General features: G+C 34.3%; 21 protein-coding genes. 15 read left to right on the top strand and 6 right to left on the bottom strand.

Features of this window, described 5'->3' with window-relative positions:
* Window positions 1-348: 348 nt before the first annotated feature.
* The 7 genes from ACZ11_RS10805 to ACZ11_RS10775 all read left to right on the top strand — a co-directional run bounded on the left by ACZ11_RS10805 (window position 349) and on the right by ACZ11_RS10775 (window position 8,928).
* Window positions 349-981 (top strand): hypothetical protein, encoded by a 633-nt coding sequence (locus ACZ11_RS10805; protein ID WP_049665976.1) that lies wholly within the window; start codon window positions 349-351, stop codon window positions 979-981.
* Complete coding sequence (locus ACZ11_RS10800) at window positions 978-1,505, top strand: hypothetical protein (RefSeq protein ID WP_049665974.1); 528 nt, start codon at window positions 978-980, stop codon at window positions 1,503-1,505. Before ACZ11_RS10805 ends, ACZ11_RS10800 begins: the two co-directional genes overlap by 4 nt.
* A 582-nt stretch (window positions 1,506-2,087) precedes the next feature.
* The gene (locus tag ACZ11_RS10795) at window positions 2,088-2,669 is read left to right on the top strand and encodes a helix-turn-helix domain-containing protein (protein WP_049665972.1); all 582 of its coding nucleotides are present in this window, start codon (window positions 2,088-2,090) and stop codon (window positions 2,667-2,669) included.
* A 40-nt stretch (window positions 2,670-2,709) separates the two neighbouring features.
* A complete protein-coding gene (gene eutH, locus ACZ11_RS10790; protein ID WP_236690837.1) occupies window positions 2,710-3,891 on the top strand; it encodes an ethanolamine utilization protein EutH in 1,182 nt (393 codons plus the stop codon).
* A complete protein-coding gene (locus tag ACZ11_RS10785; protein ID WP_049665970.1) occupies window positions 3,815-5,587 on the top strand; it encodes an aminopeptidase P family protein in 1,773 nt (590 codons plus the stop codon). Before eutH ends, ACZ11_RS10785 begins: the two co-directional genes overlap by 77 nt.
* Before the next feature lie 554 nt (window positions 5,588-6,141).
* Window positions 6,142-7,356 carry a formaldehyde dehydrogenase, glutathione-independent gene (gene fdhA / locus ACZ11_RS10780; RefSeq protein ID WP_049665968.1) on the top strand — a complete coding sequence of 405 codons (1,215 nt, stop codon included), beginning with the start codon at window positions 6,142-6,144 and terminating at the stop codon, window positions 7,354-7,356.
* A 1,074-nt stretch (window positions 7,357-8,430) separates the two neighbouring features.
* Window positions 8,431-8,928, top strand: a complete 498-nt coding sequence (locus tag ACZ11_RS10775) for an LURP-one-related/scramblase family protein (protein WP_049665964.1) — start codon at window positions 8,431-8,433, stop codon at window positions 8,926-8,928.
* A gap of 242 nt (window positions 8,929-9,170) precedes the next feature.
* Here ACZ11_RS10775 and ACZ11_RS10770 read toward each other — a convergent pair whose 3' ends face one another.
* Window positions 9,171-10,337 carry a uracil-xanthine permease family protein gene (locus ACZ11_RS10770; RefSeq protein ID WP_049665962.1) on the bottom strand — a complete coding sequence of 389 codons (1,167 nt, stop codon included), beginning with the start codon at window positions 10,335-10,337 and terminating at the stop codon, window positions 9,171-9,173.
* A gap of 127 nt (window positions 10,338-10,464) precedes the next feature.
* A complete protein-coding gene (locus ACZ11_RS10765) occupies window positions 10,465-11,076 on the bottom strand; it encodes a hypothetical protein (protein WP_049665961.1) in 612 nt (203 codons plus the stop codon).
* Window positions 11,077-11,279: 203 nt separating this feature from the next.
* Between ACZ11_RS10765 and ACZ11_RS10760 the strand changes: the two genes are divergently transcribed.
* The 5 genes from ACZ11_RS10760 (at window position 11,280) to ACZ11_RS10740 (ending at window position 15,947) form a co-directional block, all read left to right on the top strand.
* Entirely contained in the window at window positions 11,280-11,813 is a 534-nt protein-coding gene (locus ACZ11_RS10760) for a dihydrofolate reductase family protein (protein WP_049665959.1), read from the top strand.
* Between the two features lie 236 nt (window positions 11,814-12,049).
* Window positions 12,050-13,012, top strand: a complete 963-nt coding sequence (locus ACZ11_RS10755) for a DUF4822 domain-containing protein (protein WP_049665957.1) — start codon at window positions 12,050-12,052, stop codon at window positions 13,010-13,012.
* Window positions 13,013-13,080: 68 nt separating this feature from the next.
* Complete coding sequence (locus tag ACZ11_RS10750) at window positions 13,081-14,532, top strand: sensor histidine kinase (protein ID WP_049665956.1); 1,452 nt, start codon at window positions 13,081-13,083, stop codon at window positions 14,530-14,532.
* A gap of 18 nt (window positions 14,533-14,550) precedes the next feature.
* On the top strand, window positions 14,551-15,243 hold the full coding sequence (locus ACZ11_RS10745) for a response regulator transcription factor (protein WP_049665954.1): 693 nt from the start codon (window positions 14,551-14,553) through the stop codon (window positions 15,241-15,243).
* A gap of 29 nt (window positions 15,244-15,272) precedes the next feature.
* Complete coding sequence (locus ACZ11_RS10740) at window positions 15,273-15,947, top strand: ankyrin repeat domain-containing protein (protein ID WP_049665953.1); 675 nt, start codon at window positions 15,273-15,275, stop codon at window positions 15,945-15,947.
* Between the two features lie 146 nt (window positions 15,948-16,093).
* On the opposite strand, the gene ACZ11_RS10735 is transcribed toward ACZ11_RS10740, so the two are convergent.
* Both ACZ11_RS10735 and ACZ11_RS10730 read right to left on the bottom strand, forming a co-directional pair.
* Window positions 16,094-16,711 carry a sterol desaturase family protein gene (locus ACZ11_RS10735; protein WP_049665951.1) on the bottom strand — a complete coding sequence of 206 codons (618 nt, stop codon included), beginning with the start codon at window positions 16,709-16,711 and terminating at the stop codon, window positions 16,094-16,096.
* 21 nt (window positions 16,712-16,732) lie between these two features.
* Complete coding sequence (locus ACZ11_RS10730) at window positions 16,733-17,416, bottom strand: GntR family transcriptional regulator (RefSeq protein WP_049665950.1); 684 nt, start codon at window positions 17,414-17,416, stop codon at window positions 16,733-16,735.
* Between the two features lie 343 nt (window positions 17,417-17,759).
* Here ACZ11_RS10730 and ACZ11_RS10725 point away from each other — a divergent pair, with 343 nt between their 5' ends.
* From ACZ11_RS10725 to ACZ11_RS10715, 3 genes are all read left to right on the top strand, one after another.
* The gene (locus ACZ11_RS10725) at window positions 17,760-18,314 is read left to right on the top strand and encodes a uridine kinase family protein (protein ID WP_049667154.1); all 555 of its coding nucleotides are present in this window, start codon (window positions 17,760-17,762) and stop codon (window positions 18,312-18,314) included.
* A 196-nt stretch (window positions 18,315-18,510) separates the two neighbouring features.
* Window positions 18,511-19,245: a DUF2087 domain-containing protein gene (locus tag ACZ11_RS10720; protein ID WP_049665948.1), complete on the top strand. Its 735-nt coding sequence runs from the start codon at window positions 18,511-18,513 to the stop codon at window positions 19,243-19,245.
* 115 nt (window positions 19,246-19,360) lie between these two features.
* Complete coding sequence (locus ACZ11_RS10715; RefSeq protein ID WP_049665946.1) at window positions 19,361-20,083, top strand: SDR family NAD(P)-dependent oxidoreductase; 723 nt, start codon at window positions 19,361-19,363, stop codon at window positions 20,081-20,083.
* A gap of 115 nt (window positions 20,084-20,198) precedes the next feature.
* On the opposite strand, the gene ACZ11_RS27535 is transcribed toward ACZ11_RS10715, so the two are convergent.
* Window positions 20,199-20,375, bottom strand: a complete 177-nt coding sequence (locus tag ACZ11_RS27535; RefSeq protein ID WP_403089305.1) for a GNAT family N-acetyltransferase — start codon at window positions 20,373-20,375, stop codon at window positions 20,199-20,201.
* 82 nt (window positions 20,376-20,457) lie between these two features.
* Window positions 20,458-21,189 (bottom strand): helix-turn-helix domain-containing protein, encoded by a 732-nt coding sequence (locus ACZ11_RS10710; RefSeq protein WP_049665944.1) that lies wholly within the window; start codon window positions 21,187-21,189, stop codon window positions 20,458-20,460.
* Window positions 21,190-21,587 lie beyond the last annotated feature (398 nt).

Genomic DNA, 21,587 nt, shown 5'->3' with positions numbered 1-21,587 from the left:
GGTTGCTAATTTAAAATAATCGTAACATAGATTTTTCTGAGAAAAAGAACAAGGAGATGTTAATTCGTTTACGGCTATGTCAATTATATTGCAATAATATTGCTAATATTAAACGATACTATCTCCTAGATGAAGATACCTTATCTAAAGTATGTTCTTAGGTTTAATGGAAAAAAGACAGTGAAAAGTCTAGTTTTATCAACAGAAGCAAACCATTCAAATAGAATAAGTAACATAATTAGTATTTGTAAAAATGAAGAGGTTAAATTTATTTCGTTAACAGATTTGTTAAGGGTTAAATGTGATAATGTATATACATAAAATAAATTAAATAAATGAGGGATAATCATGTCAGTTGTGAACCTGTTTGCTTCTCAACTAAGTCGAAATGATGAAGAGCCAAATATTGAGCTGGCACATAAATTAGCTAATGAAGAAAATTATACGGGCATAGAAGAAATAATTGAAAACCTGACTTGCAAAGATAAAAAGATTCAATACGATTGTATTAAAGTAGCGTACGAAATTGGGCAAGTTAAACCAGAACTCATAAGTAAGTATGTCCTGACTTTTATAGAGTTGCTAAAAAGCCGTAATAATCGTATGGTCTGGGGCGGAATGACGGCATTAGCAACGATTGCCGAGGGAGCATCAGAAACCATTATGGCTCATCTTGACATATTAAAAAGTGCTATGAAAGTTGGTTCAGTTATTACAATTGATAAAGGTGTCCTAACTCTTGCGAAGCTAGCAGCTGTCAGTAAGGAAAACAATGATGTGATTTTTCCAATGTTACTCCATCACCTTGAGAATTGCAGACCAAAGGAAATTCCACAGCACTCGGAAAGTACGCTTTTAGCCGTAACAGATGAAAATAAAGAGGAATTATTGAATGTGTTACGAAAAAGAGAAAAATACCTAACAGCACCACAATTAAAAAGAGTCAAAAAGATTTATAAAACATTAGGAGAATTACATTGAAAAAGGGCATATTACTTTTAACTATTATTATTTTATTATGCGGATGCAATAATATTTCTAATGATAGAGATGAAAATTTAATAGAAGATGAATACCAAGGAGAAATTTTAAAAATCGGTGTAGTAGGGAGTTCTCTTTTGCCTGATGTAGGTAATGTTCAATATGAGTATGTAGAGTTGGGAAAAATCAGTAAAGATAATAAAAAATTTGATGCATTAATCGTTACAAGGGAAGCCTTTGTTGAAGCTGATGACGTTAAATATGTCGATTTTTATGAGAAAGTTGATTATCCAGTATTCTTTTTTGGGATGAAGGATTTCCAGATGTTTGCCTTTACTAATAAGAATATGACGATAGAAAACTCTAAAGATGGCAATGTAGCTTATGTTGAGGGATTCAGAAACTTCAATGGAGAACGAGAAGGTGTGAAACTTTATAAAAATGCTGATGAAGATTCAGATGAAAAGATGTTAGTTCGGACTTTCAATTATATCAATACAAACTATCTTCAGCCTTCATCGTAAAGACTTTAAGTTTTTTGCAGTAATGTTTGTAAAAAACTTTCACAAATTAGAGAGGTGGAAATGAGCATTACAATTAAAGCAATATTCAATGCAAATCTCATTTAGATACATTACGATGAACCTTATCACAAGTAAGTGAGGTTATTTTTAAAAGGAATCATATTCAAATAATTTTTATTTGAGTAAATTAAATTTAGAAAATGGTTTTGATTTTTAAAATTTTTGCCTCGTTTAAAAGATATACCTCGAAAAAATCATAACCTAATCAGAAGATGGAGGTCAGTTGATCAAATTGTAGGCAGACTGAAACTTTACTTTCCAGCGAGCTATGGGTACTTTAGTTGAGCGAGGTACAATAAGATAATACTTTTACATATTTTTTATTTATCAATGTAGGCGCATAGATCTAATAGATCATGCGTCTTTTTTGTGATATAGGGTGTAATTATGCGGACTTTCCTTGAGAGAATATAAGATAATGTTAAAAATATTTTCATTAATATGAATTTTTTTTCATCAAATATTGTTTATTGCTATAATATGTATTATATTTTTCATAATAATGAAATTGGAGGTGAAGTGATGAATATTGGAATGGAAATAAAGAAATTGAGGACTGAAAAAGGTATTACTTTGAAAGAGTTAAGTGAAAAAAGTGAACTATCTGTTGGTTTTATTTCCCAATTAGAAAGGGGACTTACTACCATAGCAGTTGATTCACTTGAAAAACTAGCTGAAGCTTTGGGGGTGCATTTAACACATTTTTTCGATTACCCACGTAAAAGGAAAGATATGATTCTGAAAAGTTTTGAACAAGAACTAATGGATTCAGTAGAAGGAGGTTTTATTAAGTATAGTTTAAGTACAGATCTGGAAAATAAACAACTTGTTCCAAGGCTTATAGAAATTCTTCCTCAAAAGAAAGATGAAGAAATATTATCCTATAAACATGAGGGAGAAGAGTTCATTTATGTTTTAGAGGGTATATTAACAATTTACATAAATGATAAGAGGTATGAAGTATATCCTGGTGACAGCGTTCATATGGAATCAAGTATTGCACATAATTGGGCAAATTACACTAATAAAAAGGTCAAGCTTATAGCTGTTAATACGCCTAATTATATGTACAATAGAGGATTTGATAATACAGATGCTGACTAGTGAAGACATTATACAAAGTAATTAGAAAGTGATAAAAACAATGGATAAATTGATACTATATCTAATTGGTTCTTTTTTTGTAATTGGAGCTATTGATTATATTACCGGAAATCATTTGAAGCTGGGTGGGAAATTTGAGGAAGGCATAAAGACCATGGGGACTTTAGGGCTTGGTATGATAGGAATAATTTCTTTAGTTCCCATATTTACAAATTTTTTATCTGCTGCGATTATTCCAATCTGTAGAGTTTTTCATCTAGATCCCTCTATAGTTCCGGCAGCATTTTTAGCTGTAGATATGGGTGGCTACCAAATGGCTAATAAGCTAGCATTGTCTGAAGAAATGGGGGCATTTTCAGGAATTATCATTGCATCTACTTTAGGAGCCACAATCAGTTTTTCAATACCTGTCGCATTAGGGATGCTTTCTAAAGAGGATGAAAAATATTTTTCTAAAGGTGTATTGGTTGGAATTATTACTATACCAATAGGATGTCTGGCAGCAGGATTATGGCAAAAAATAAATATCAATATATTAGCTTTGAATCTGGTCCCGATATTTTTTTTCTCCATTATTTTAGGGGCAGGATTATTAAAAGTTCCTCATGTTTTTATAAAAGTTTTTAATGTATTTGGAAAGCTCATAGTGAGTTTGAGTACTGTTGGATTACTTTTACAAGGTATAAATGTGATATTTGGTGTAAGGCTTGTCTCAGGATTAGCACCACTTTCTGAATCTACTGTTATAGTAGTCAAGGTTGCACTTGTTTTAGGTGGAGCATATCCCATGCTAGCACTTATTAATCGAATTTTTAAAAATATTTTTGAAAAAATAGGGGAGAAGTTTGGAATTAATTCAGCCTCAGTAGCAGGCATACTAGGAAGCTTAGCTAGTAATTTGTTGATATTTGGAACATTTAAGGAAATGAATCCTAAAGGAAAAGTGGTATGTACTGCCTTTGGAGTAAGTGGAGCTTTTGTATTTGGTGGTCAACTTGGTTTTGTGTCAGGAGTAGCACCAGAAATGATAGGCGCATTTATAATATCGAAGCTTACGGCCGGAATAATTAGTATAGTATTAGCTGTATGGCTGTATGAGCGTGAAAGTAAAGAATTTAGTCTTAAAGAAAATGGAGGTATTAGTAATGAATATCAGGGTCGAAAAGTTAAGACAGCTAATGAAAGAAAATCAAATGGATGCTTATATAATTCCCAGCTTTGATGCACATCAGGGTGAATATGTAGCAGAACATTGGAAATGTAGACAATGGATATCAGGATTTACAGGGTCTGCAGGTACTGTAGTTATTACATTAGAGGATGCTGGTTTATGGACAGATGGCAGATACTATATTCAAGCTGAAAAGCAGCTTGAGAGCTCAGGGATCAGATTATTTAGAATGATGGACCCAGGGGTACCATCTTATACAGAATGGCTGGCAGATGTTCTTAAAGAAGGAAGCAATGTGGGCTTTGATGGAAACGTTTTTTCGATTGATATGGTTAAAAAGATGGAAAAGGATTTAAAAGCAAAGGGAATCGAATTAAAAATGAATAAAGATTTAATAGGTGATCTGTGGGAAGATAGACCGGAGATTCCTAAAGGACCAATTTTTACGCATGACGTAAAATATGCAGGCAAATCACGAGTAGAAAAATTAAATGAAGTAAGAGAAGAAATGAAAAATAAAGGAGCAAATTATTATATTTTAACTTCTCTTGATGACATTGCATGGCTTTTGAATATAAGAGGGGCGGATGTGCCTAACAATCCAATTGCAACAGCTAATGTAATCATAGCAGAACATAAATGTTACTTATTTATTGATTCTTGCAAGGTTTCCCCTATGATTAAATTAGAACTGGAAGCTGAGGGAATTGAGTTAAAAGCGAGCGCTGAAATACAAACATTATTAGGAAATCTTTCAAACGGAGATGCTGTTATTCTAGATACAAATAAAACAAATATCAGATTATATAATGCCATTAACAGCAGTACAAAGAAAATTGAAAGCCCTAACATCACAACTAATTTGAAAGCTATTAAAAATGAAGTTGAGATAAAAAATTTAAAATGGTGTGAAATAAAAGATGGTTTAGCCATGGTGAAATTTATTAAATGGCTAAAAAACTCTGTAGATAAAACAGAAATTTCAGAGATTATTGCAGAAGAAAGATTAGAAGATTTCAGAAGGGAGCAGGAAGGATTTGTTGGACCTAGCTTTGATACGATAGCAGGTTATAAAGAACATGCTGCGATGATGCATTATAAAGCTAATAAAGAAACCCAATATACGCTCAAGAATGAAGGTCTTTTTTTAATTGATTCAGGTGGACAGTATTATGATGGAACAACAGATATTACAAGAACGATTGTTTTAGGAAGACTTAGCGATGAACAAAAAAGAGATTTTACTTTAGTGTTAAAAGGGTTTATTGCTTTAAGCTCAGTAAAATATTTATACGGAGCAACAGGCTCAAACCTAGATGTTTTAGCAAGACAACCAATTTGGCAGTATGGTTTGGACTATAAATGCGGGACTGGACATGGGGTAGGTTTTTTCTTAAATGTTCATGAAGGACCACAAAGCATAAGGAATGATAATAATAATGTTATTTTAGAAAAAGGCATGATTATTACAAATGAACCAGGAATATACCTCGAGGGTAAATATGGAATTAGAATTGAAAATATGATGTTAGTAGTTGAAGACGAGAAAACAGAGTTTGGTCAATTTATGAAGTTTGAAGCAATCACGTATTGCCCTATTGATTTAGCCGGTATAAATAAAGAGATGTTAACAGAAAGTGAAAAGCAATGGTTAAACAATTATCATCAAGAGGTATACACAAAACTAGGTCCTTATTTAAATGAAGAAGAGAGAGTATGGCTTAAAGAAGAAACTAAGGAAATATAAATTGATATTGCTAAATGTAAGTAATACTTATCGACTTAAACTATAAAAAAACAATGGGCTTTATGCAGATTCCTTTAAAGTACAAGTGGAAAATATAAAAGAGACATAAAAAGATACACATTTTATTGTTAGACATAGTTGTTTCATTAGGCAGCGGTTCAGGCTTGGGTTCGATATTAATACTGATTTGAAGATTTTAAACTAATTGTGGATTTTATGATAAAAGTAAGTGAGATTCTATTCATTTAATGGAGCGTTGATTAAATAGAAAAAATAGACCTAATAGTATGAACTAAAAGAAGAGAGTCAGTTCTTTATGGACTAACTCTCTTCTTTTAGTTCATATGCAGTTTGCAAGGAAAAAAATCTCTACTTAATTGAAATGGGTGAATTCAATTGTAAAGTAGAGAAATAGACGTGAGAGATAGAGCCATTTCGTTAAACAAGAAATGAATAATTTGAACGAACGAATATTATTTTTCATAGTAATGATTAGGACAAAGTGGCCATATATATAGATTGAATGAATTTATGATATAGGGGAGGAATTGCAAGTGTTTGGAAATAGAGCTGTGGCCTATATGGGCTCCGGAAAAGTAGAAGTGCAAGATATTGGTTTTCCTGATTTGGTTTTACGAGATGGACCAGGGGTAAATCCACTTAATGTAGGACGCAAATGTGATCATGGTGTTATTTTAAAGGTAGTAACAACTAATATTTGTGGAAGCGATCAGCATATGGTGAGGGGGAGAACTACAGCTCCGACAGGATTAGTTCTAGGCCACGAGATTACAGGAGAAGTGATTGAAGTAGGCCGAGATGTTGAATTTATTAAAAAAGGTGATTTAGTTTCTGTTCCATTTAATATAGCTTGCGGTCGGTGCCGTAGCTGTAAGGAGCGGGATACTCATATTTGTGAGAATGTAAATCCAGATCGTCCTGGTTCAGCATATGGTTATGTCGATATGGGAGGATGGGTTGGAGGACAATCTGAGTATGTAATGGTGCCATATGCCGACTTCCAATTATTAAAATTTCCTGATAAAGACCAAGCAATGGAGAAAATTAGAGATTTAACAATGCTTTCAGATATATTTCCAACTGGATATCATGGTGCCGTAAGTGCAGGTGTGAAACCGGGATCAACTGTGTATATCGCAGGTGCAGGTCCAGTTGGTCTCGCTGCTGCTCATTCAGCTCAGTTACTAGGAGCCGCTGTAGTAATTGTAGGAGATTTAAATGAAGAAAGGTTAGCTCAAGCTAGAAGCTTTGGTTGCGAAACAGTCAATTTACGAAATCATTCAAACCTAGGAGAGCAAATCGACCAAATACTTGGAGCACCTGAAGTAGATTGTGCTGTAGATTGTGTAGGATTTGAAGCATCTGCACATGGTGCTAATGCAGTTGAAGCACCTGCTACTGTTTTAAATTCTATTATGCAAATAACACGTGCTGGAGGACGTTTAGGTATACCGGGTCTTTACGTAACCGGGGACCCAGGTGGAATTGATGAGGATGCAAAATTTGGTACGTTAAAAATTCGTCTTGGCTTAGGATGGGCTAAAGCACATACTTTTGTAACTGGTCAAACACCTGTTATGAAATATCATCGCGATTTAATGGCGGCAATTTTGAGTGGAAGAGCTCAAATTGCGAAAGCTGTTAATGCTACAGTAATATCATTAGAAGAAGCTCCAAAGGCATATCAAGATTTTGATAAAGGGGCTGCCAGAAAATTCGTCATCGACCCACACGGTCTAGTAAAGTAAGAGATTTCTACAGGGGTTAAGGGGTTAAATTGAAATAAGCATAGAGGACAAACCTTTGGCTACTTTTCAATAAGAACTAGATAGCATGCTGATATTCTAAGGAGACTTTGAACTTCATTTCTCAAAGTTTCCTTTTTTTCGTTGCTTATTTATCACAAGTATATTTGTATTCAGGTTGTATCTGAATGAAGAAACCACTTCGAACTTGTCCTGTCCAGTTTTGTAAGGATTCGTACCATTGTACGCTATCAAAAAAGTCATCTACTGTTGTAGTATTTGAAAACCAGATAAGTGGAGTGAAAGAAACAAGCTGTCCAGCATCTCCCCAAACACCGCCAGCCGGGATAGTACTTTGTTTAACCAGCAGTAAAGGAAGCCCATATTAGAAAGCCAAAGAAGGTTCAATTTGTAGGAATGGTAAATATGATTCACCTTGAGGAGTAAGAGTTAATAGGTTTTAGTAGAGCGGCTGCACAGCCATAGCTTAACTTATGGCTTGTAGTTAATAATGGTGTAGAAATCGAAGATGAAGATTGGTCGAAAAATATTGAAGTTAAACAAGTACTTGATGGATTAAATTCAATAAATTCTTTACTTACTATTTAACTTATACTTTTTTAATATTATAATACTCTGTGTATTTGATTGTTTATCATTATCTTGGAGCTTGTGTTGATTTTAAAAGAAGAGACGAAACTAGCTTTTCAATGGATTCTAATAAAATCAACCATTGTGTTTAACAGAGCCTATAGTTTTTACATCCCAGCGAGTTAATCAGCGAATTGGTTTTAAAAGAAAATGTACCGAACCTTATTTAGATACATTACGGGGAACCGTATCATAAGTAAGTACGTTTTCTCTGTAAAAAAACAATAAGCCAGCCTATTTAAGATATAGCAGTCTTGAATAGGCTTTATTTCCATGTTACAAGTAAAAGAGTTATTTATATGGTGAATATATATATTTTCTCCTAGGCAAATTTCATTGAAAATTATACATATAAAACCCACTTCTGTAATTATTGTCTATGATAAAAACGGTTTTAGTAATATGCTATTAAAAAGGAGGCGTAGTATGAAGCAATTTTATATAAAGCAGAAGGTATTCAGTTTAAGTGGAAAATTTACGGTAAAGGATCAGCAGGAGAAGGATGTTTATTACGTGGAGGGCAGTTTTATGCAAATTCCAAAAACGTTCTCCATTATGAATGCAGCAAGAGATGAGGTCGCGCTTATTACGAAAAAGGTGTTCAGCTTTTTACCGATTTTTTTTGTTGATGTAAACGGTCAAGAGGTGTTAACGATTAAGAAGGAGTTTTCTTTCTTTAAAGCACGCTATACAATTGATGCGGCAGGCATTGAGGTAGAAGGTAACTGGTGGGATATGGATTTTCAAATCTTACAGCATGGTGAAGTCGTCGGTAAAGTGAACAAGGAGTGGTTCACTTGGGGCGATAGCTACAAGGTACAAATATTGAATGAAGAGATGGAAGCTATCATCATTGCGCTCGTTGTCGCAATTGATTGTGTAAAGGCTGACCACGCTGCTGCTTCCTCAGCAGCGGCGACTTAATTGAGCCAATACCAACTAAAGAAGCAGTGTGTAATTTATCAAGTCTTAATAGAGAATTTCGTCGACCTTCATTTTTAATTATAAGAGCGAAAAGATATAATTTAAAATTAGCATAGAATTAGAGATTAAAAACCGCACTTACACATGTTACGGTGAACCGTATCGTAAGTAAGTGCGGTTACCGAGTTGTTGCCTTATAAAAAGCCATTCCGCTAAAAGTGCTCTGGAATGGCCTTTTTATTCTAATTTTCGTTCTTTGTCGTAAAATTAGGTACGAACCAATGGATGAGCAATCCGGCAATTGTGGCGTAGGCGATACCGTGGGCATAACCAACTCCGATGATAAAGATAATTGCGACGATGACTAAATTTTTCATATTAGCCAGACTAACATTTTCTTCAATGATGTGACGGATCCCCATTCCTGCGATCATACCAAACAACAAGATACATATGCCGCCCATCACTGCAACTGGAATGGATTGGATAACAGCTCCAACTTTACCGAACAAACCAAGAAGAATCGCAAGAACAGCAGCACCCTGAATAATCCTACTTGAAAACTGGCGTGTGATGGCTAGAACCCCGAGATTTTCCGCGTAAGTAGTTTGTGCAGGTCCACCGATGAAGCCGGAGATTAATGTTGCAAGGCCATTCCCCCATAGGATTCTTGAAAATCCAGGATCCTTAGTCACGTCTTTTCCAGTAATCTCATTTAGTACAAACATATGTCCAAGGTCTTCGATGATGGTAACTAAGGCAATCGGCGCCATTCCGAGGATCACAACCCATGTGAATTCCGGCATGACGAAATGTGGAAGAGCAAAGGCAGGTGCGCTGGCGATGGTATCAAAATCAACAAATCCACGCATCGCAGCATAAGCATACCCTATTGCAAGACCAATTAAGAGCGGGAAGAGGCGGATCATCCTAGTTCCTGCAAGCGTAGCAATGATCGCCGCAAGAAGGCTGACGATAGCGACATCCCATTGGGTAGAAGCCATGTTGGTCACCGCAGTGGTTGCCAGCGAAAGACCGATTATACTTACAACCGGTCCTACGACAACTGCAGGAATTACTTTTCGGACTTTTTCAAAACCGACAGCTGAAATGATAATAGATACAATGGCATAAACAATGGAAACGCTGATAAGACCTGCAACTGCTTGACCTGGTGACTTTAACTCCCCCACATATAATGCTAGCGGAGCAATAAAAGCGAAGGATGAACCTAGATACGTAGGAACCTTTCCACGTGTAATAAGATGGAAAATCAAGGTTCCTAAACCGCTGGCAATAAGTGCACTTCCTGGATCAAGACCGGTTAGTGCTGGAACCAAAACTGTTGCACCAAACATTGCTAACAAATGCTGTAAAGATAATGGTACCGCGCGAAAAAAATTTTTCAAACGTGTCCCCCCCTTTACTATTGTCTTGCTATATGATATTTCGCCTATTAAATTTTTAGAATAAAGATTAAAGAATAATTTGACACCCTAAATTGTTGTAGTTTCAACAGTTTAGGAGGGATAGTAATCATTCAAATTCGACGATTTCTATGGTAATAAAATCCGGGAAAAGATGGATTGTTTGCTCAATGCTCGAAAACTTTTCTTCATTCGAAAAAATATCTGTCCCCATAAAATCATGACCTAACCAAAAGATAGAGGTCGGTTGATCAAATTTTAAGCAGACCGTATCTCTAATCTCATTATATTCCCATGTTTTTTCTTCAAATATGAACGCATGTTTATTATTTGACCAGAGCGTACTCATATTAAAATTATGTTGCCAAAACATACAAGGCAAGAATTGAAGTAATTGTTCTCGATTATTAATTGTCACTAGAAAAAAATCATTTGTTGGACATTGACGAACCTTTTCTAAAACAATTTCAGTTGCAATCAAGTTTTGATGTATTTCTGGATAGATTTCATCTTCATGACCTAGCTCAAAAAAATAATAGAATGGATAGCTTGAAAGACTTTCTTTAAATAATACCAGTTGTTCGTCAGGTATATCAGGATAGTACATAGGTCCAATATTTAAAGCATATTTAACATTTTTCGAAACATAAAATGGATAGCCACCATCTGATGGAAGCCTATTGAAGTATTTTTTAGGTAAGTAACCAATTTCTAAGTTCATGTACATTGCACCTATCACTTTAAGTATTTTAGTTAATTGTAACGAATGTTTATAAGAAGATAAAAGGTAATGAAAACCGCACTTAGATTCAATATGGAGAACTGTATCAAAAGTAAGTGCGTTTTTTTAAAAGAGTAGTGTAGTCTTAATGAATAACAGGTATACTTAATTTTATCTACTGAAACAAAGGAATAGGGATTTATATGGAAAAAAGACGTAACGTTATTTTATATATAGGTACTTCGATAGATGGCTATATTGCAAAAGATGATGGAACATTAGAGTGGTTAGAGTCTACGGAAGTTGAAGGCGATTCCGGTTACAATTCCCTTCTAAAAAGAATTGATACTGTTGTTATGGGAAAAGGAACATATGATATCATTCGTGGATTTGAAATGGATTATCCTTATAGTGATTATACAAACTATGTGTTTTCTAAATCTGTCAGTGGTTCAGATGAATATGCTTCATTTATTAATGAAGATGTCGAAACTTTCATTAACAATTTAAAACAACAGCCTGGTAAAGATATATGGTTAATTGGTGGAGGAAACTTAGCCCGCGAGTTTTTTAAGGAAAATTTAATTGATGAATTCCAACTAGCCATTGCACCTATTATTTTGGGGACTGGAATCTCCCTTTATAATGGGGATGATATTACTCAAAAATATAGGTTAACCAAAGTTGAAAAGTTAGGTCAACTCGCTATGCTTCGTTATGAAAAACTGGATAAATAACAAAAAAACTCGCCAATTATAGTGGCGAGTTTTGCCTTTCTATAAGCTGATTTTTGAGAAGCACCCTAAAATACGCCTTCTTATTTATCGTTAAATTTCACCTATACGAACGCATAATGTTTAGCGCATTATGCGTTTTTTCTCGAATTTATATTTTGTTTATATTTGCGATATATGCAGTTTAGAACTGGGCCTCATAATTAAGTATAAGCAAATGATAAGGGAGAGAATATTTTATGAATAACAAATTTAAATTCGCAACACTCGCTATTTTTAGTTCAGTCACAATATTAACGGCATGCACTGATATAGTGAAAAATGAGACCGACAATTCAGTCGTGCAAAATGAACAGGCGGAAACCAATAAAGCTGAGCAACAACTTACAAATGGCCAAACAATGGCGAAAATATTAAGCAGTACAAATTGGCAAGGTACACGTGTTTACGACAAAGATAACAATGATTTAACTAAGGAGAATGCTGGATTTATCGGTTTAGCAAAATACGATTTTGAGACAGGTCGATATGAATTTTTTGATGCGAAAACAGGTAAGACACGTGGCGATGAGGGTACATTCTTTATGACGAATGATGGTAAGAAGCGCATTTTAATTTCCGATACGATGAAATATCAAGCCGTTGTCGATATTATTGCTTTAGATGAAGAAATTTTCACTTACAAGCGTATGGGGAAAGATAGGAATGGTAATGACATAGAAGTGTTTGTGGAGCATATACCATATGAAAATGATTTAGCCTTCACTACACAAACTCAAAAGTTAACTACTTCTACAGGAGATATTAATACGCGTGTAGATGGAGATGAAATTCTTGGTAAAACATTATGGCACGGAACAAAAGTACTGGATGAAAAAGGTAATGATGTCACGCAGTATAATGCGAATTTTTTGAGTGTCGCAAAATTTGAAGAGGACACGAATAAATACGAATTCTTTAATACCGAAACAGGAGAAAGTCGTGGAGATTACGGTTACTTTGATGTCATTCATGACAATAAAATTCGCGCACATGTATCGATAGGTGATAATAAATACGATGCAGCGTTGGAACTTACTGAATTAAACGATGACAAGTTTACTTATAAGCGTGTAGGTAAGGATGCAGATGGCAATGATATCACAATCATTGTAGAGCATGAGCCATATAAGGGAGATTTGAAGCCAACATTTAGTTTTTAAATTACAGTAAAGTCCATTACTTGAAAAAGTAAGGAATCTCCTTTATAAATTGAGGAAAGGAGATTAATATGACAATCAAGAATAGATTTTTAACTTCTTATATTGGCGGTATTATTATTGCGAGTGTCTCTATTCTCTCAATCTTATGCATTGTTTTTTATGTGACAACAGGGTCCGTTCCGACACCAAAAATATTGTATAAAACTTTTACGAAGCAACGTTCCTTGAGCCCGGAAGAGGAGCTTGCTTATGTAGAGCTACGTAATATTGCCAAGCATGATCCAGACAAGCTTTTAGTGCAAGACATGCAAAAAAAAATGCAACAGATTGAGGAGAAGTCACTTGAGGTTGTCATTCGCCATGAAGAGGAAATTGTATATTATTCGGAGGGGCTAGTAGAAAAGTCACTAGTCGTTCATTTCCCAATGTTTGACACGAATAATATTGAAACGAAGGGCACAATAGATAATGCAGGGGGACTCTATCGTTATATTAAGTTTGATTTCTATTATAGCGACAAGTCGAAGGGTAGCGTCTTAGTGCTGAAAAAAGAAAACAGCTTTTTAGAGTTCCTTACAAAATGGGGAATTATTATTATTTTCTTCATCCTTCTTGTATCCATTGCAGCTATGCTCTTTTTAAATCAACTTTTACACAAGACGATTATTAATCCTTTAGAAAATTTAGGACAGATCATGTCTGAAATACGAGAGGGAGATTTAATGATCAAGGCACCCACTATGCCTGCTAATACAGCAAGGGAAGTACATGAACTGACAGCTAATTTTGAGAGTATGCGATCAGCGCTTTTGGTTTCAATCCAGGAGCAGCGAAATCTTGAAAAAAATCGTAAAGATCTAATAGCAAGTATTTCTCATGATTTAAAAACTCCGATTACAACTATTATTGGGTATGTTGAAGGATTACAGGAGGGAGTTGCCGAAACACCTGAAAAGCGAGAAAAGTATTTAAAGACCATTCATTCTAAATCACTTGCATTAAACAGATTAATTGAAGAACTCTTCCTTTACTCTAAGTTTGATGCTGAGGCAGTTCATTTTCATTTTGAACGAATACAGCTTGCAAAATTTCTTACACATATAGTGGAGGAGTTTCAGTTATACAATCGAGAAGTTCAATTAGAGTTGAATGTAGTGGAGGATGTGTATGTTCATATTGATCGTATGCAGATGAATCGGGCAATCACTAATTTAATTGAAAATAGTATGAAGTTTAAAAAGCCAACTGAACCTTTATGTATGATATTAGAAGTAGTAGTAGTCGATGATTTAGTTGAAATCGTCATAAAGGATAACGGGCAAGGAATTTCGGAGCTCCAACTCCCATATGTATTCGATCATTTTTATCGTGGGGAAGAAGCGCGTACCTCGACGACAGGCGGTAGTGGCTTGGGACTTGCAATTGTGAAACAAATCGTTGAAAAGCATAATGGTCACGTGAAAATTCAAAGTAAGCTACATTATGGTACAACGGTGACAATAATCTTGGGTAAGGCTTAAAGGAAGTGTCAATGACTGGTGCCAACACGAATATTAATCATTGAAGATGATATTAGCATTGCAGAATTACAGAGAGATTATTTAGAAATTCATGAAATAGAGGCGGAAATTGTAACGGACGGTTTTGAAGGGTTGAATCGAGCATTAAATGAGCCTTTTGATTTAATTGTTGTTGATTTAATGCTCCCTTCAATGAACGGTTTTGAAATTTGCCGACGCATTCGTGAAAAGAAAAATATTCCCCTTATAATTGTATCTGCAAAAAAAGAAGATATTGATAAGATAAGAGGGCTTGGCTTAGGTGCGGATGATTATATAACGAAACCATTTAGTCCGAGTGAGTTCGTCGCACGTGTACAAGCTCATAGTAAGCGTTATAGGCAACTAACAGGTACTGGACAAACACAGGATTATTTAGAGATGAAAAATATTATAGTTGATAAGGCTGCACGAAAAGTATTCGTTTTAGGTCAGGAAGTTATTTTTACAACGAAGGAATTTGATTTACTCGTGTTCTTTATGGAGCATCCGAATCGTGTTTGGACAAAGGAGCAGCTTTTCCGTCAATTATGGTATTTGGATGATTTAGATGGAGATGTTTTTACAGTTGTTGTTCATGTAGGTCGCATTCGAGATAAATTAAAAAAGGGAAAACTATCAGAACTGCCAATTGAGACAATTTGGGGCAGTGGATATCGCTTTAATAGCTGAAAAATCTCCTTGTGAAAGGAGGGTATTATATGAAATATTTTATTAGCATTGTAGTAAGCACATTATTCATATTGACCGGGTGTAATGATAAGGGGGAGGAAGAGAATATGAAGCCACAATCAGATAATCTTATTCAAGCAGTTGAAAACAATGATTTAGAAAAAGTACAAGAAATTTTGCAGGATCCATCATATCCAATTAATGAAACAAATGATAAAGGGGAAACACCTTTATTAATTGCTACTCATGAAAACTATATTGAGGTGGCAAAACTTTTAATTGAAGCGGGAGCCGATATTAATCAACAAGATAATATTCAGGATAGCGCCTATCTGTATGCAGGTGCCCAAGGAAAAACAGAGATTTTAAAGTATATGATTGAGCATGCGGAGCCAAATCAAAATATTGTTAATCGCTATGGGGGCAATGCCTTAATACCTGCAGCAGAAAAAGGACATTTAAACAATGTGAAGCTACTTTTACTCGATGGGAAAGCGGATATCGATCATCAAAATAATTTTGGCTATACAGCATTAATTGAAGCGGTAGCATTAACTGACGGTTCAGTGGTGTATCAGCAAATTGTACAAGAATTATTAGCATACAATGCGAATAAAGAACTTCGTGACAATTCAGGTAAGACAGCACTTGATTATGCCAAGGAGATGGGCTATACAAAAATGATTGAAATGTTAGTAGACTAGTAGATTTTACGAAGAACGTATCATAAGTAAGTGTAGTTTTAAAAAGGACCAAAATCCAATCATCAAATAAAGATGATTGGATTTTTATCATAAAGACAAAATAGGACCGAATATTGCAGAAGGCATATCTTTTATAATTCTATTTTCTACTCGCCACGTTTCTCTAGATTTTTAGCAGTTTTACTTTGGCCAACATCCTTTTGATTTTTAAAGGTACCCATGAGAAAATCATAGGCTGGGTTCGTAACACCATACCAGTAATTTTCATTTTTGAAATGATGCCATAAATGAACCTTTTTCATCCAACGCCCCCATGGAGATATTGGCTGAAGGGGGCGATGGGCGATATAATGCTTCCACTCATAAAATAATAAAAAGACCATGATACCTGCAATAAACGCGTTTGTAATTACAAAGCTAGATGAAAGAATATAGAAAATAGCTGCTACAATTGCAATGTTTGGCACACTGTACCATAAGGGTAAAAATAATAAATGTAATTCATTCGGATTTGCATGGTGGTCATAATGTAAGCGTTTAAGCATTTTTAACAAGAATGCATTCTTTGGTGGTTTCAGATGAAAAAGAAACCTATGTGTAACATACTCAGCTAAGGAATACATAATCATTCCCAGAATAAAAGCACCCAAAACTCCGATAGAGGTTAAATGTAGAATCATATATCCAAAGCTAATGAGGAATAGACAGGTCATGATTAATATATCAGGGTAGGAAAAATATTCTTTAAAATATTTCAATCTCATTTATCACGCCTCCAGTATTTTTTATTTTTTTCTATCTTTCCAGAGAGCCAAGCTTTTCGCCATTGTTTCCGTAGACAACCTTTCCGCTTCCTTTGCATCTCCCTTTAATGCAGCTTTTAATAAGTCGTGGTAATAGTTGAAGGACAACTCACGATGATCTTTTATAGAAAAATATCTTTTCGCCATATCTAAATAAATAGAATCGAAGCTATTTAAAATGAGTAGAAAGATTGGATTGATGGCAAGGCCGGCACACCTTTTTTGCAAATCCCAATCAAATTCTGCATAGCTTTCTGCACTATCTTCAAGCTGCTCTAGATTGGCAAGGAGAGCAACTACTTTAGGTTGATTAAACGTAACAGCATCACGAATATAAGCCGGCGTCAAAGAACTTCTTAATTCTAATAAGTACATGATAAATTCATCTGTTATGATATGATGATTCTCAACAATATTAACAAGTGTTGTTAGATTCCCACTGCGCCAATAATCATTAACAATCGCAGGCATTCCTTTTCTTCCTGTAATCCATCCACCCCTTCCTAAACGTTGAAGCGCCTCTCGAATAGTTGGACGGCCAACACCAAATTCCTTTGCAAGCTCTCTTTCCGGCGGTAAAGTATTTCCTACAGAATAAACACCAGCCAATATGGATCTAATTAATTCATTCTCAATTTTATCTGAGGAGCGTTCTTTTTCTTTCAAATCCTCGTCCCCTTTATTTTGTGGTAATACAAATCAAAGACAGTGGTAATACCAAAATTATATATTAAGCCTGAATTTTCTGTCAATGAGACGAAAGAAATTTTATTAGATGGATCGTTTTAAGAGAAAACTTGATAACTAAAAGGGATTTAATGAAAAATATGGAAATCTATAATGGTGTTAGGTTATCTAAGTTCGATTAATAAACAATTTACTTCTTCATCTAATGTATTTGTTTTGTTTAAGAAGTAACTGGGAGAGAACACTTTTAAGTGGAATGCAAGGAGAGGATAGCAAAATGAGAAACGAAGAATATAGTTCTTTAAGACAACTGTTTGGCGAGATGATTAAAGGTAATTCTAAAAAGCAATCCACTTTCTTGATTGGAATAGATGGTTGCGGAGGCTCTGGAAAAAGTACATTTGCCGATAAAATAAAAGAGGATTTTTTAGATGTAACAGTTGTTCATATGGATGATTTTTATCTTCCCTCCTCTTTGATTATGAAAATAGAACCTACTAATAAGCCTATAGGTGCTGATTTTGATTGGATACGATTATTGAATCAGGTGTTAGAACCTCTAAGCCAAGAAAAAGTGGGATATTACCAAAGATATGATTGGGAAACGGATAGCTTAGCTGAATGGCATACTGTTCCAATAGGTGGCATTGTAATAATCGAAGGTGTGTATACCATTCGAAAAGAACTGGCTGACAAATATGATTTGAAAATATGGGTTGATTGCCCAAGAGACATTCGTCTTTCAAGAGGCTTAGAAAGAGACGGAGAAGAAGCACGTGAAATGTGGGAAAGTAATTGGATGGTTTCGGAAGATATGTATGTTGAGGAGCATAAACCATTTGAGAGAGCAGACCTAATTGTGAGAGGGGTTAAATAAATGCTTTATTCAATAAATAGGTGCTAAATTTGAAGAAGCTGATACTCTTTACTGAGAGGAATCTATTTTGATTAATTATTGTCAAAATGGATTCTTCTTTTTGCTTTGTAGGATAAACAAAATGAGTTTTTGTTTACAAATGAATGGATTTATTATATATTGTTTATTAAATGATGAACGAAGTGGGGTTTTGTTTATGAATATGGGTGATTTGACAATAGAGGAAATATCGAGGGGATACGTAAACACAGGTGATACATATGAATGTATTTTTTGTAAAGAAATATTTGATACCGAAGAAGTGTTCAAAATAGATAATCGATTTATTACGGCTAAAAAAGCTATACAACTCCATATCGAGAATGAACATAACTCTGTGTTTGAAGGGTTACTTCAATTAGATAAGAAGTATACAGGGCTATCAGATATCCAAACCGAATTGCTGATGCTGTTTGCAACAGGTGCGCCAGATAAGGAAATTATTAATAACACTTCTGCAAATAGCATATCAACAATTCGACAACATCGATTTAAATTGAAAGAGAAAGAAAAACAAGCAAAAGTTTTTCTGGCAATTATGCAGGCTTTAGAAACAACAAAAGTATACGAACCAATTCATAAGGGGGCAACACAGGTGGATGAGCGTTATGCGATTACAGTAGACGAGAAAGAAAAAGTACTAGCGACGTATTTTAAAAATGGCCTAGATGGTCCTATTGAAAGTTTTCCAAGTAAGGAAAAACGAAAAATTATTTTACTGCAACACATTGTAACGAAGTTTGAGGTAGGGCGTAAATATAATGAAAAAGAAATAAATGAGATTTTGAAGCCTATTTATAGCGATTATGTATCAATTAGAAGATATCTAATAGAATATGGTTTCCTAGATCGAAGTGACGATTGTACAACTTATTGGGTAAAAGAGGTTTAAAATGTACGAGTATAGACAAATTTTATTACCCAAGTGTTCCCAGAAATCACTTTAGTTGTTACTAATTTTTCTATTAACTATACTTATGTTGTAGTTATATAGAAAGGGTGATTGGATGAGTAAGAACTTTATTATATTTGGAGCAAGCCAAGGATTAGGTGATGCATTTGTAAAGGGATTACCAACAGAAGGGGACACAGTATGGGTGGTATCGCGCACACGACCAAGTAGTTTAGATTTACATGATGGCGTCATTCGGAAATGGCTGACAATTGATTTATCTAGTCAACAACATATTCCTGCTCTAAAAGAAGCTTTAAAAGACGTTGTTATTGATGTATTAATTTACAATGTTGGAGTATGGGAAAAACGTGGTTTTGAAGATGACTATACGTTTGATAACGATGAAGTTGGGGATATTGCAAATTTAATTAATATTAATTTAACTTCGACAATTACATATATCCAGGCGCTGTTACCTAACTTAAGACAGGCGAAAAGCGGAAAAATTGTTTTAATTGGTTCAACTGCTGGTTTAGATCATTCGAATAATGCGCAAGTTTCGTTTGTTACATCTAAATTTGGCTTACGAGGCATTACAAATGCTTTGCGTGAGCATGTGAGAAAAGATAAGATCTCGGTAACGTGTATTAATCCAGGAGAACTTGCTGCTGAAGTACCTTTTGAAGAAGGGGCTGAAAAGGCAATTAAGCTGTATGAAGGTACACGTATTCCTGTACAAGATATTGTAGCCCTTGTCCAATGTATTATTAATCTATCACCAGTTTCATGTGTAAAGGAAATAAATATTCCTGCCATTACAGACATGAATGTATAATTCAGTATAAAAAACGGCTCGCATTATGAACAAGTCTGTTCAAAATGTGAGCCGTTTAAAATGGTGCTTATTTCACAATTATTTCTATCATTATAATTAATAATAAAATTTCGATTCATTGAATAAAAGCTGCAGCACGGAATGATATGAGCTCGTAAAATTGACGAGGATTACTACTTGCGACGTGCAAACTCAACTCATTTGATTGTAAATGAGTTCGAGCAAAATTCTTTGCCCACTGCAATAACAGCTTTCCAACTCCTTTGCTTCTATGTTCCGGACTAACAGAAATGTCTGTAATTTAGCATTCTCTAGCATGTGATTTATACTCTAATAAATTTAACTTCTTTCAGCATAATTGATCCCGATTAGCTTTAATTTTTATTGCTTTTTTCGGGAATTAGAATTTCTAACTCAAGAATATTACTATTAGTAAAAATGCCGCTTGAGAGCTCCATTATATAGATAGGGGCTTTTTCCTTGTCGATAATGGATAATATTTGTTCCTCAAATTCATCATCATTTTCACTAATAATAAATATAGAACTATATTTACCTTCATTCATGATGAAATCAGCTTTATGTTCTGTTTTTATACACATATGATATTCATCTTCTTCAAAAACATAAATAATATCATTATAAAAAAATTGCGTTGATAATTGTAATTTTAAAAAATCCTTGGCGGATAAGGTTTCATTAGTTTTTAAAGTAATAATTTTTTCTAAATGATTTTTTTTAAAGTATTTTGTTGAACTTACTTTTTTGTTTGTAATATTTACATAATGGTTATCAATTGCCTTTTTAATTTTTTGTAGTTTGTTTATTTCGTCTGAAAGTTCTTTTGATTTTTCGCCTAATAAACTCAAATAATCATTTTCTTTATATGTCGTTACAACATCTTTAATTTGTGCGATTGAAAGATTTAGGTCTCTCAACATTAAAATTTGAGCAAGTTGATAAATTTCCTTAAGAGAATATTTTCGATATCTATTATTATCCGTGTAGGATGGAAATAAGAGCCCTTTTTCTTCGTAATATCGTATTTGATGATGACTAATATCAAATATTTTAGCTAATTGATTTATTGTAATTGTTTCATCCATAATATCCCTCTTCTCTAGCATAAATATAAACTCTAGGGCTAGCCTAATGTCAAACAATAAACATAAGATAAAATCTTTAAACAGGTATCACTGATAATGAAAGAATGGTTATAAGAAGTTGTAAGTATAAATTCAATGTGATAAAGATAACGGATTTTCGGCGTGTGGGTTTTAGCATCATTCTACCAATGAATAATTGGGCAAATGAATTGAGAGGAGTACACAAAAAAAGTTGGTTTGACATTAGGTCAACCCTATAGTTTATAGTTAGGATGTATTAAGCAGGGCGCCCCCAAAATGCATAGGTTTCTGATAAATAATGGTTTCATCAATATTTTAGTAGATATAAAAAGTCTGCAATATCTATAAAAGAATGTCCCAATATGACTATTGATCAA

Origin of the sequence: Lysinibacillus xylanilyticus, from assembly GCF_001183605.1 — a bacterium.
Lineage (GTDB): Bacteria > Bacillota > Bacilli > Bacillales_A > Planococcaceae > Lysinibacillus > Lysinibacillus xylanilyticus.
The sequence above is the reverse complement of the archived record's forward strand: the minus strand, read 5'-3'. Positions and strand labels throughout refer to the sequence as shown.